The following is a 12711-nucleotide window of genomic DNA, read 5'->3' on the forward strand; positions in this document are numbered from 1 at the left end:
TTTTTGGAATAGCGGGAGATGGTCGAAAGACCTAGCAAGACGATAAAATAAATATTGAGAATTAGAATTTTATAAAGTATTATGTCATTACTCAGATACGAATCGCAGGCAAGGGCGCCATTGGTGGAAGGAAATAAGACCTACCATGATGTAACGGAAGATATCTGCCGTCCCGTAGAAGCCAAACCCAGTAAGCTCTGGTGGATTGGTTTTATCATCTCCCTGGGATTATTAGGCTTCGGTGTGGTATCGATTTATATGGATGTCGTATATGGTATCGGCCAGTGGAACCTTAACAAAACAATTGGTTGGGGATGGGACATTACCAACTTCGTGTGGTGGGTAGGTATTGGTCACGCAGGTACCCTGATTTCGGCCATCCTATTGCTTTTCCGCCAAGGCTGGCGTACCGGTGTAAACCGTGCCGCAGAAGCGATGACCATCTTTGCGGTAATGTGTGCGGGACAGTTTCCTATATGGCACATGGGTCGTGTGTGGAACGCGTTCTTCGTATTACCTTACCCTAACACTCGCGGTCCGCTGTGGGTAAACTTCAACTCTCCGTTGCTTTGGGACGTATTTGCAATTTCTACATACTTTACCGTATCACTGTTATTCTGGTACTCCGGTTTATTGCCCGATATGGCAACGCTCCGCGACCGTGCCAAATTGAAATGGAGAAAGTTCTTCTACGGTCTGGCATCCTTTGGATGGACCGGTAGTACTAAGCACTGGCAAAGACACGAAGCGCTGTCATTGGTATTGGCAGGTTTGTCTACGCCACTAGTACTTTCAGTACACACTATCGTATCGTTCGACTTCGCAACTTCGGTAATTCCGGGTTGGCACACAACTATCTTCCCTCCTTACTTCGTTGCGGGTGCGGTATTCAGTGGTTTCGCAATGGTACAGACCCTGCTGCTCATTACCCGTAAAGTACTGAATCTGGAAGAATACATTACAATAGAGCACATCGATGTAATGAACAAGATTATCGTGTTGACAGGTTCGATTGTGGGTATCGCTTACCTAACCGAGCTATTCATTGCATGGTATAGTGCTTCTCCATACGAGTGGTTTGTATTTAGAGAAAACCGTGTGAACCTGAGCAGCCCTTACGGCTGGAGCTACTGGCTCATGATGGGTTGTAACGTGATTTCGCCACAGATTTTCTGGTTCCGTAAAATGAGACGTAATCTGCTGGTGACCTTCTTCATGAGTATTCTGGTAAATATTGGTATGTGGTTCGAAAGATTTGTGATTATCGTTACCTCTATTTATCGCGATTTCTTACCAAGTTCTTGGAGTACTTACTATACTCCTACTATTTGGGAAATCGGCTTCTACTTGGGTACATTCGGTCTGTTCTTTACTTGCTACTTCTTATTTGCCAAATTCTTCCCGGTTATTGCCATTGCAGAAATTAAGAGCATTCTGAAACGCAGCGGTGATAGCTACAAAGCGCAAATGGATAAAGAAGAAGGTCAAGAATATGACGAATTCGTGAAGGAGCATGCACATCATCATTAATAGTTCCTGCTGGAATTGTGAGGCGTGCATAAAACGATGAAAAAGTTAGGATAGATTTTTGAAAGGTTATCAATTAGACAAAGGATTGGAAAACGGTATTGAATCAATATCCGGTAACCCCAAACCAGTAACAAATAATATATGAACGTTAAAAAATTTGTTGTAGGTAATTTTTACGACGAAGCGGTGTTGTTCCCCGCTGTGACCAAAGTGCGTCGTGCGGGATATAAAATACACGATGTGTATACCCCCTTCCCTGTTCACGGACTGGACAAAGCGATGGGACTGAAGGATACCGACCTTCACATTGCCGGGTTTATTTATGGTATTACCGGTACTTCCACTGCTCTGGGATTTATTACCTGGATGCTGACACGTGATTGGCCCCTCAACTTTGGTGGTAAGCCTCACTTCTCGTTGCCGGCGTGGATTCCAATTACGTTTGAGTTAACCGTATTATTTGCAGCGGTGGGCATGGTACTTACCTTCTGTTGGTTGTGTCAGTTGGCTCCTTTTGTGAAGAAAGATCATTTTAATCCGCGTAGCACAGATGATACTTTCACCATGGCAATTGAGTGTACTGATAAAACCAATGAAGCTGAAGCCATTGCTTTTTTACAAAGTGTAGGAGCACAGGACGTAGAGGTGCAGCATCGCGAAGCTGATTGGTGGATTGGTCGCTACGATAGAGAAACCGTGCGTTTTGGTAAAAAAGTGCCACAAGTATAAGACAGCTGAAAGTTAATGGAGGTAATAAAAAAATTAAGTTTCAAGAATCGAATAATTAATATGAACAAATTCTTTTACATAGCAGTTGTGATGCTTGGCGCGATGGCTGCAGGTTGTGGCGCAGGTAAGGACCCCGGGTATGCGTATATGCCCGACATGTTCTATAGTGTGGCATATGAAACATATGCCCCTGCAGGCGAAAGATTAAAAGAATCGGGCGCGCACTATGATGGAAAGCCTGTACCTGGAACCATATCCAGAAATGATGATGTTGCTTTTTACTTTAATCTGAAAAACGATTCGGCAGGTTATGCACAGTCAGCTTACCTGAAGAATCCTCTGGATACTGCAGGTGCCAAGATTGACCTGAAAGAAGCTGAGCGGCTTTACCTCATCCACTGTGGAATTTGCCATGGTGCAGATCTGGACGGTAATGGTCCGCTGTTTAACGGAGGAGAAGGACCTTACACAGCTGCTCCGAAAAACTTTAAAGATCCGGAAATGGTAGCTATGGCTCCCGGCACCATGTATTTCTCCATTACATATGGTAAAGGGCAAATGGGTAGCTATGCTTCTCAATTGACGCCTAAGCAACGCTGGGAAATTGTATCATATATCAAATCTAAAACAGCAGCGTCAGCACCAGCCAACGCTTCGACCGAGAGTACTGAATCGAAATAATTATTTGAACTTATTTAATATAGAATAGGGATGTCAACAGTAGAAAAGTTTATACCTACAAAAAAATATAACACTATTGCGTATGCGTTAATAGCAGTAGGATTGATTACAGCTATCGCATTATATATTTCTACGCATGGTGCTGCAGCTAGTGAAGAAGAAGCGCACAGAAATCATGCACGCTTCTGGGCCAGCTTATTGCAGAATAGTGTTTACTTCCTGCTGGTAGTAAATGCCGCGATGTTCTTTATGTGTGCCACTACGTTGGCGTGGGGGTCTTGGCAGCTTGCATTTTCTAGAGTTACTGAAGCTGTATCGTCCGCCGTACCGGTGATTGGTGTAATTGCTGCAGTAATATTACTTTCTATTGTATTCGGCGACAACCATGTAATTTATCACTGGACCGATACAGAGCATGTAAAACATGACGAGATACTTAATTTTAAGAAAGGATTCTTGAATAAGACCTTCTATACTGTCATAACCTTATTTACCGTAATCTTCTGGTCTTTCTTGGGTTGGAAAATGCGTCAGCGCTCTCGCAGTCTGGATACGAATCCGCCCAGAACTTTAGAAGAGAAAAAGAAGTTCATTTGGGATAACACTGTAGTGGCTGCATTGTATATTGTGGTGTTTGCCTTAACCATTATGTCTTCATTACCTTGGTTGTGGCTGATGAGTATTGATGCACACTGGTTCAGTACAATGTACAGCTGGTATACTTTCGCCAGTACTTTTGTAGCAGGCATGGCTCTGTTGACGCTCTATGTAGTGTTCCTTAAAAACAATGGTTTGTTGGCTACAGTAACCAAAGAGCACCTGCATGATTTAGGAAAATTCATGTTTGCATTCTCTATTTTCTGGACGTATTTATGGTTCTCTCAATTCATGCTCATTTGGTATAGTAACCAGCCAGAGGAAACCATTTACTTTATAAACAGAATTGGCAATGCAGAAAGACCTGGTCATTATGCCGGTATCTTCTGGACAATGCTCATTATTAACTTTGTGGCTCCTATTCTGATTTTAATGAGCCGCGACTCCAAGCGTAACTATACAATTGTGACTTTTGTAGCCGTGATTATTCTGTTTGGCCATTGGTTAGACTTCTATCAAATGGTATTCCCTGCAGTATCTCCGGACAAAGTACCTGCAATTGTTTACGATATGGGTATTGCGCTGTTCTTTGTGGGATTGATTATGCTGGTAGTAGGTCGCACTTTAAGCAAGTATCCGTTAGAGGTGAAAAACCATCCTTTCATCAAGGAAAGCGTTATCCACCATACATAATTGGTGCTTAAAATTTTGAGTGTTTGAGTAATAAAAATATTTAGATAATAACAGAACAACACATAGTATGCATACCTTTTTATTAGTAGTGATTTTAGTATTAGGGTTTATTATCACCGTTCAGATTGCGAGGGCGACTGAGTTTGTATCGATAATTCAGGGTGAGGAAAAAACAAGGAAGCAAAGCAATCGCATCAATGCGGTACTGTTATTGATCTTCCTGTTTGTAGGTCTGTTTGGTGTGTATTGGGCGCATCATACGCTGGGCGACAAAATCCTGAAACTAGGAACGGCGGCGTCTGACCATGGAATTAAAGTGGACAAAATGCTTACTTACACTTTAATTGCTACTGGTCTGGTATTCTTTGTTACTCAAATTCTGTTATTCTGGTATTCTTTCAGATATCAAGAGAGAGAAAATAGAAAACCTTACTTCTTCCCGCATAACAATAAGCTGGAAATGTTGTGGACCGTAGTGCCGGCGATTGTGCTCACCATATTAATTGCATTTGGTCTGGTATATTGGTTCCAGATTACAGGTCCGGCTCCTGAAAATGCTGCTACTGTGGAAATTACCGGTAGTCAGTTTAAATGGGAGTTCCGCTATCCCGGAAAAGATGGCGTATTGGGTAAGAAAAACTACAAATATATTGATGAGAGTCAGGACAACTCTTTGGGTTTAATCTGGGATGATGTAGCTACTCACGACGACATTGTTTCGGGTGGTCCGCTGCACTTAGTTGTTGGTAAACCCGTAAAGCTGGTCATTGGCTCGAAAGACGTAATACATAGTGTAGGTTTGCCGCACTTCCGTTTGAAAATGGATGCTGTACCAGGTACGCCTACTACACTGTGGTTTACTCCGTTGAAAACCACTAAACAAATGATAGAAGAAACAGGTAATGAAAATTTTGTGTTTGAAATTGCCTGTGATCAAATGTGCGGTGCGGGTCACACTGCAATGCGCGGAGAAATTATTGTAGAAACTCAAGAAGAATATGATCAGTGGATGGCTACTCAAAAGCCTCAGTATCAGATAGCCGTGTTGGATAAGCAAGAGCCTGCGGCAGATAGCACAGCGGCTGTAGCAGTAGCTAGCATTGCAGACGAGAACAAATAATTTAGTTATACCTTTAATATCCGAAATCAAGATATTGTTATGAGCGATACATTACATACCTACCAGGAAACAGCGAGCATCGGCCATCACGCGGCTGATCACCATGTGCATGCACATCATAAAGAAACTTTTATTACAAAGTATATCTTTAGCCAGGACCATAAAATGATTGCTAAGCAATTTTTGGTTACTGGTATTATATGGGCAATCATTGGCGGGCTGTTTTCGGTGTTATTCAGGTTACAATTGGGTTTTCCGGATCAGACATTTCCCATTCTGGAAACCTTCTTTGGAAAATGGGCTGAGGGTGGACGCATTAAACCTGAATTCTATTATGCATTAACTACGATGCACGGTACCGTGCTGGTGTTCTTTGTACTTACTGCCGGATTGAGTGGAACTTTTGCCAACTTACTCATTCCTCTGCAAATAGGAGCACGTGATATGGCTTCGCCCATAATGAACATGCTCTCTTACTGGTTCTTCTTTGCAGGAAGCGTGGTAATGCTGGCTTCTTTATTCATCGAAACTGGCCCTGCTTCCGGTGGTTGGACTATTTATCCTCCTTTGAGTGCGTTAGGACAGGCATCTGAGGGATCCAAAGCCGGTATGGACTATTGGATTGCCGGTATGGCCCTGTTTATCATATCTCAGCTGTTTGGTGGTCTCAACTACATTGCAACCATTTTGAACATGCGTACCAAGGGTATGTCAATGACCCGTTTGCCACTGACAATTTGGTCGCTATTGTTCACTGCAATACTGGGTGTATTATCTTTCCCTGTGTTGTTGTCTGGTGTGGTATTGCTACTGTTTGACCGTCATCTGGGTACCAGCTTCTATCTGAGCGATATCTTCATCGCCGGACAAGCCTTACCTAATGAAGGAGGTAGCGCTATCCTGTTCCAGCACTTGTTCTGGTTCTTAGGTCACCCCGAGGTATACATTATCATTCTGCCTACCATGGGATTGGTATCAGAGGTAATGTCTATCAACGCGCGCAAACCAATCTTCGGTTATATGGCGATGGTGTTCTCTATGTTTGGTATCTGTGTATTGGCATTCTTAGTATGGGCACACCACATGTTCGTAACCGGTTTGAATCCTTTCCTTGGATCGGTGTTTGTATTGCTGACACTGCTTATCGCGGTACCTTCAGCTATCAAAGTGTTTAACTGGCTGACAACATTATGGCGTGGTAACATTCGCTTCACTCCTGCTATGTTGTTTTCAATAGGTTTTGTGAGCCTGTTTATCTCTGGAGGTCTAACCGGTATATTCTTAGGAAACTCAACCATCGATATCCACCTGCACGATACCATGTTCGTAATTGCACACTTCCACATTGTGATGGGGGTATCGGCATTCTTTGGAATGTTTGCAGGTATTTATCACTGGTTCCCGAAAATGTTCGGCCGTTACATGAATAACACTTTAGGTTATATTCACTTTTGGGTAACACTGGTTGGTGCTTACCTGATTTTCTGGCCGATGCACTATCAAGGTTTAGCCGGTATGCCAAGAAGATACTTGGATAAGAGTAGCTGGGTAAGCTTTAGCCAATTCGATAGCTTGGATGCTATGATTACCGTAGTGACCGTATTGGTATTTGCTATACAGCTTCTGTTTGTGTTCAACTTCTTCTATTCAATATATAAGGGCAGAAGAGTAAGATCTCAAAACCCATGGGGTGCTACAACACTGGAATGGACCACTCCTATTCGTCCTGGCCATGGCAACTGGGAAGGCGAAATTCCTGAAGTGCATCGTTGGGCTTACGATTACGGTAAAGACGGAAGAGATTTTATTCCTCAAACAGAGCCTATAGGAGAAAAAGAAAGTTCGCATTAATAGCAATGAATTGTCCATAAAACGAAACAGCCAGTTTGTTTCGGAATAGGCTATAATTACGAACCATTAATAAATAATAAATTGGAACAATCAAGAGCAGGCTTAAAAGATTATATATTACTTATTAAGCCCTCTTTAAGTATAATGGTGGTTTTCAGCAGTGTAATTAGTTATCTGCTGGTACCCGGGGTGTTGATTGATTGGTGGCGGATTATTTTGTTCTTTGCAGGTGGTATGCTGGTTACAGGCAGCGCGAATACCATCAATATGGTTGTGGAGAAGGATACCGATGCGCTGATGAAAAGAACTGCCAAAAGACCCATTGCTAGCGGGCGTATTACGCCTGAGCAAGGTTGGGGATTTGCAGTACTTACTGGAGCTTTAGGTGTGTTTATTCTGGGGTATTACTTTAACTGGACGGCGGCATTGTTGGCTGCGTTCAGCTTGTTTTTATACGCTTTTGTATATACTCCGCTAAAGAAGATAAATTCTGTAGCCGTATTGATAGGTGCTGTGCCGGGGGCTTTACCATGTCTTATTGGATGGGTAGCTGGATTTCTTCCCGGACAGGAGATTGCCTGGTTAGGGGGAATTATCATGTTTGGTATCCAGTTTTTCTGGCAGTTCCCTCATTTTTGGGCAATAGCTTGGGTGGCACATCAGGATTATAGTAGGGTTGGATTTAAACTGTTGCCCAGTGACAAGGGGCCCACAAAATTCACGGCATTACAAACATTGGTATATACTTTACTAATGGTGCCGGTAACATTAGCTCCCTTTTTTACAGGCATTAGTACTACTGCAGGGACTAAAGGAATTACCGCATTGATATTCGTCATACTCGCCAACATATTTATGATCGTGCGTAGTGTGATATTATATAACAAAATGGATGTAGCGAGTGCACGGAAAGTGATGTTTGGTAGCTACCTATATCTACCAGTAATACTCTTAGCATTATTATTGGCAAAAGCTTAGAAGGAGCATACATCCTACAACGTAAAGAGGAAATAAAGAATGTTACAAACTACAATGAGCAACGAACAGCATAAGAAATTGCACCCCCATAAATTTACTTTATGGGTTGCAATGGCAAGCATCATTATGATGTTCGCCGGTCTTACCAGTGCGTTCATTGTAAAGAGCAATCTCACCGGGTGGAGAACCATTGAGTTACCTCGAATTTTTTGGATCTCTACTGTGGTAATATTGGCAAGTAGCCTTACCGTGCAAATGGCTGTAAGGGCCTTCAAGGATCGGGACATGAGTAAGTACCGCACCTTACTGACCATCACCTTTGTATTGGGAATTGGCTTCGTTATCTGCCAGATTATCGGATTCACCGAGCTATGGGAACAGAATGTTCGATTTAGAGGATCTTCCGGTGCAGGACAGTTCTTCTATGTTATTGCCGGATTGCACGCTCTACACGTACTGGGTGGGGTAGTAGCAATGGCTGTAATGGTTATCAGATCTTTTATTGGTAAAATAAAAGTATATAGTCCTATACCATCGGAAGTAATGGCCATGTATTGGCACTTTGTAGATATATTGTGGTTATATTTATTAATCTTTTTTATAATTGTTGGATAAAACTTTATTAAGGAATGGCACACGAAGCAACAGTAAACACACATCGTACTAAATGGTGGAGCGGCGGTAAAAGCCCGTTTAATATAGAGTACGGAAAGGTGATGATGTGGTATTTTTTAATGAGCGATGCTTTCACTTTTGGCGCGTTCCTTATATCATATGGTACCATCAGATTCAGCCATAATTACTGGCCCGATCCTAACGTTGTATTCAACGCTTTCCCTGGAGCCGGCCACGCAAACCTGCCTCTGGCATTTGTGAGTGTGATGACTTTTATCCTTATTATCAGTTCGGTTACCATGGTATTGGCTGTACACGCCGGACACAACAGGGATAAAAAAGGAGTTGAAAAATGGTTGATTTGGACTATCATAGGTGGTTTAGCGTTCCTCAGCTGTCAGGCATGGGAGTGGCATCACCTTATCACAGGAGAGCATGCTACATTGATTGATGGTAAAATTGAGCTGATTGGGCAAACTACCAAGCGCAACCCTTGGGGTGAGCTGGTTGCCGGTCAGGAAGTTGTAGCTGCTTTGCAGAATACCGATACACATGTTCTTGCCAAGCTGGTAGAAGAACATCATTTATCTACTCAAACACATGCCGAACTAATGAAGGCGCCTAAAGAGCAACTGATTCAATTGCTCAGCAGTAGCTCCGATTTCCACGTGCGTAAACCCGGCCCTGTAGCTTTTGGTGGTTTCTTCTACGAGATTACCGGCTTCCACGGGTTCCACGTATTCAGTGGTGTAATTATCAATATTATTATGCTGCTGATGACTAGAGCAAATGTGTTTGAAAGAAAAGGACACTACCTGATGATTGAAAAAGCCGGATTATACTGGCACTTCGTAGACCTAGTGTGGGTATTCGTGTTCTTATGCTTCTACCTGATTTAATAGGGCTTAACAAGCTAATCTGAATGATAAAAATTTTGTGATCCGAGTAATATAAAACAGCATTATGAGTCAACATTACGATCCTACTAAAGATATTTCTCCTTCAGCAGCATATCCTGAAGTAACTTTTCATCAACATCACGATGATAAAAGTTTTTACCGCCGCGTAAAAAGAACTACTATCATTCTTTCTATTGTAACTGTGGTAGAGTTGCTGATAGGATTGCTGATATATAAACTGTTTTTAAACGGCACACCTAGCCCTGCATTTATTTTATTTTTGAAAGGTGTGGTATGTATCCTTACGCTGGCTAAAGCGTATTACATTGTAGCCGTATTTATGCACCTAGGCGATGAGATACGTAATTTCATACTTACTATAGTGGTTCCGTTGTTGTTGTTTATATGGTTTATTATTGCGTTTCTATCCGACGGTAACTCTTACAAAAATCTTCGTAATACTTACGATAAACATCACGAAGAAACCACTATGCCTCAGCCACATACACCTCCAGCTGCTGAGCAACCTCAAAAGTAAGATCGTATTAATTTTAAGATAATACGGCTATGCATAAACTGCATAGCCGTTTTTTATTTTGAAGGGGAAAATACATGAGCATCACAACTTCTTATATTTACAAAAAAGAAAGTATGGCACTCAGTAAACAGTTTTTCTTTATAATTAGATTGCCCATCGCCATGTCATTTTTAGGACATGGGCTGGTACGAATTCCTAAACTTCAGGCATTCAGCAATTGGATGGTGCAGGAAATGGAGCCATCAGGAATACCCTCAATATTACTCATACCGTATAGTTATATATTGCCGTTTGCAGAAGCGTTGCTGGGGGTATTGCTAATATTAGGCTATAAACCCCGATATACCATTGCAGCTTCCATTATTTTAATCACTACGTTGATTTTCGGTAGTAGCATGATTGAAAACTGGGGGGCTATTCAGGCCCAACTGGTCCATGCGATCTGTTTAATGTTTTTACTATGGTTGTATGAAAAGAATGAACGCTACGAGCTGAAATAGATGATTGGTGCTTTGTTGAGAAAGTGACATTTCTTTTAGTAAATAAAAAAAACGCCTGCTTTATCATAAATTATAAAGTAGGCGTTTTTGCTTACAAACTTTATCTATATTAAGTTAAAATCTTTTCTTCTTGTAATTGCCGTTGTTTCCGTTGTTACCGTTATTGCCGTTGCGACGGTTGCCATTGCCATTACGTTGTTGTTGCTGAAACTTGGTTTTTTTACCAAAGTTGTTGTTTTTGTTGCTAGCTTCCTGCTGACGGAATGATTTTACATACGGAGTATTGGTAAACTCTAACTTACCTCTGGTAATACTGCTTAATTCGGCTTGAATAGCATCGTCATGCACTATCTCCTTGTGCCAGTTATTATAGGCCAATTTCATGTAGTAAGCGATGGTATTAGCAAAACCCTGTCTTTTTTCCGGATCTTGTTCTTCCAGCGCTTTATTAATCACATCTTCCAGATTTTTACCTAAATGCGAGAATTTGGATGAACGTTTAGGGTAAGGAAGTGGCTTAGGTTTTGCTCTTAGCGTTTCTCGTGTAGGAATGGGATAAGGCGATTTTACGTCCAGTTTAAAATCCGATATTAAAAACAGATGATCCCAAAGCTTGTGCTTGAAATCTTCAACATTTTTCAGGTGCGGATTTAAAAATCCCATCAATTCTATTACGGCTTCTGCGTTTTTTTGTCTTCTTTCGGGGTCTTCAATGGTCAGGATGTGCTCTACCATTTTTTGAACATGCCTGCCATACTCGCGCATAGCCAGGGGATTTCTCGTTGTATTATATTCCATAAAAAATTTTGGATGAAGCAAAAAATGTATCTGCAACTAAATCTTGTGTAGTACTATACCTTTGCAGTTGTTGGGCAAAGATAGAGGAAAATCATCTTATTTATTACTAATGGCTATTATTTTAGACGTCCAGTATCATAAGGGCGATGCATATCAAAGATATTTAGAAAAAACACTTTTCGGTGCATTGGCAAAAGCTTTGCCAACAGAAAAATTTATTGCCCCCAATAATGAAGATTATGGTTTAAATAGTTTGAAAAACGTAACCACCACAACCTTTCCTCCCATCCAGGGGCTTTTTCTTAAAATGAAGAATGATAAGTGGTTACGCGCACAAAATGCTTCTGTTTTTATCAGTTTTACCCGTACATTGAAGACCTCTATACCATTAAAGCAGGTGCTGCTGATATCGACACACAACCCTAAGATTCAGGAAAAAGATTGGTCTCGGGCCGAGGCCATAGGATTGACGACCGTATCCTTAAAAACCGAATTTTCAACACAACTGCCGACTTTGGCATCAAGAATATTTCTGGCCGAAGGTTTTGTAACCGGCCCCGAAATATTGCCTGATGATGTGCAGCAACAACATATAAAAGAACAATTTACCGAAGGACTTGAGTTTTTTATAGCCACCGATTTTGATTGGAGTAAAGAAAAGCTAATACTGTTACTAAAGTCCTTTTCCCGATTGAAGAAGATGCAGCAAAGCAGCTGGAAACTCATGATTGTGGTGCGTTTCGGAGACGAAACCATTATGAATATGGCTCTGGAGCTGATCTCCACCTATAAATACCGAGCCGATGTGGTAATAACAGATGATGAACAACTATATGAAAAAATAGCCGCTGCTTATGCACTTGTGAGTGTGGACAAAGAAGAAAAATTTCCGGTGGTTGTAGAAGAAGCTTTTCAGGTAAACACCCCTGCAATAGCCCTTCCTACACAAGCCTTAAAAGATATGTACGGCGATATAGTGGTGTATCCTTTAGACTCAAACCATGATGCTATCGGTGATATGCTGATGCTGATGTACAAAGGAGAAACCTACCGACAAAGTTTAGCAAAACGTATTGCCGGACGCAAGAGTTCATATGGTGAGGAAAGCTTTATAAAGGCACTAAAACAAGTGCTAACAAATACATAGCGGCAAGGATAAATACTTACTTTTGCACATTAAAT

The 12711-nt window shown here is 41.5% G+C and carries 13 protein-coding genes; 12 read left to right on the forward strand and 1 reads right to left on the reverse strand.

Translation table 11 applies throughout. The features are described from left to right. The first annotated feature begins 81 nt into the window (after window positions 1–81). From nrfD to V2H41_RS09365, 11 genes are all read left to right on the forward strand, one after another. The gene (gene nrfD / locus V2H41_RS09315) at window positions 82–1530 is read left to right on the forward strand and encodes an NrfD/PsrC family molybdoenzyme membrane anchor subunit (protein ID WP_330974878.1); all 1449 of its coding nucleotides are present in this window, start codon (window positions 82–84) and stop codon (window positions 1528–1530) included. 141 nt (window positions 1531–1671) lie between these two features. Beyond that, the gene (locus V2H41_RS09320; RefSeq protein WP_330974879.1) at window positions 1672–2259 is read left to right on the forward strand and encodes a DUF3341 domain-containing protein; all 588 of its coding nucleotides are present in this window, start codon (window positions 1672–1674) and stop codon (window positions 2257–2259) included. A 60-nt stretch (window positions 2260–2319) separates the two neighbouring features. After that, window positions 2320–2940 carry a c-type cytochrome gene (locus V2H41_RS09325; protein WP_330974880.1) on the forward strand — a complete coding sequence of 207 codons (621 nt, stop codon included), beginning with the start codon at window positions 2320–2322 and terminating at the stop codon, window positions 2938–2940. A 30-nt stretch (window positions 2941–2970) separates the two neighbouring features. Continuing rightward, window positions 2971–4230, forward strand: coding sequence for a quinol:cytochrome C oxidoreductase (locus V2H41_RS09330; protein ID WP_330974881.1), 1260 nt, complete (start codon window positions 2971–2973; stop codon window positions 4228–4230). A 67-nt stretch (window positions 4231–4297) separates the two neighbouring features. Next, window positions 4298–5350: a cytochrome c oxidase subunit II gene (locus tag V2H41_RS09335; RefSeq protein ID WP_330974882.1), complete on the forward strand. Its 1053-nt coding sequence runs from the start codon at window positions 4298–4300 to the stop codon at window positions 5348–5350. A 39-nt stretch (window positions 5351–5389) separates the two neighbouring features. Continuing rightward, window positions 5390–7201 carry a cytochrome c oxidase subunit I gene (locus tag V2H41_RS09340; RefSeq protein ID WP_330974883.1) on the forward strand — a complete coding sequence of 604 codons (1812 nt, stop codon included), beginning with the start codon at window positions 5390–5392 and terminating at the stop codon, window positions 7199–7201. An 81-nt stretch (window positions 7202–7282) separates the two neighbouring features. Then, window positions 7283–8179, forward strand: a complete 897-nt coding sequence (cyoE, locus tag V2H41_RS09345; protein WP_330974884.1) for a heme o synthase — start codon at window positions 7283–7285, stop codon at window positions 8177–8179. Window positions 8180–8218: 39 nt separating this feature from the next. Further along, window positions 8219–8794, forward strand: a complete 576-nt coding sequence (locus tag V2H41_RS09350) for a cytochrome c oxidase subunit 3 (protein ID WP_330974885.1) — start codon at window positions 8219–8221, stop codon at window positions 8792–8794. A gap of 14 nt (window positions 8795–8808) precedes the next feature. Beyond that, on the forward strand, window positions 8809–9693 hold the full coding sequence (locus tag V2H41_RS09355; protein WP_330974886.1) for a cytochrome c oxidase subunit 3: 885 nt from the start codon (window positions 8809–8811) through the stop codon (window positions 9691–9693). A gap of 64 nt (window positions 9694–9757) precedes the next feature. Beyond that, window positions 9758–10231, forward strand: coding sequence for a cytochrome C oxidase subunit IV family protein (locus V2H41_RS09360; RefSeq protein ID WP_330974887.1), 474 nt, complete (start codon window positions 9758–9760; stop codon window positions 10229–10231). Window positions 10232–10344: 113 nt separating this feature from the next. Beyond that, window positions 10345–10731: a DoxX family protein gene (locus V2H41_RS09365; RefSeq protein WP_330974888.1), complete on the forward strand. Its 387-nt coding sequence runs from the start codon at window positions 10345–10347 to the stop codon at window positions 10729–10731. A 114-nt stretch (window positions 10732–10845) separates the two neighbouring features. On the opposite strand, the gene V2H41_RS09370 is transcribed toward V2H41_RS09365, so the two are convergent. Then, window positions 10846–11529, reverse strand: coding sequence for a DUF4290 domain-containing protein (locus tag V2H41_RS09370; protein WP_330974889.1), 684 nt, complete (start codon window positions 11527–11529; stop codon window positions 10846–10848). 109 nt (window positions 11530–11638) lie between these two features. On the opposite strand from V2H41_RS09370, the gene V2H41_RS09375 reads away from it, so the two are divergent. Continuing rightward, window positions 11639–12676 (forward strand): glycosyltransferase family protein, encoded by a 1038-nt coding sequence (locus V2H41_RS09375; protein ID WP_330974890.1) that lies wholly within the window; start codon window positions 11639–11641, stop codon window positions 12674–12676. Window positions 12677–12711 lie beyond the last annotated feature (35 nt).

The sequence above is a fragment of the Niabella digestorum genome, from assembly GCF_036409055.1.
Classification (GTDB): Bacteria; Bacteroidota; Bacteroidia; order Chitinophagales; family Chitinophagaceae; genus Niabella; species Niabella composti.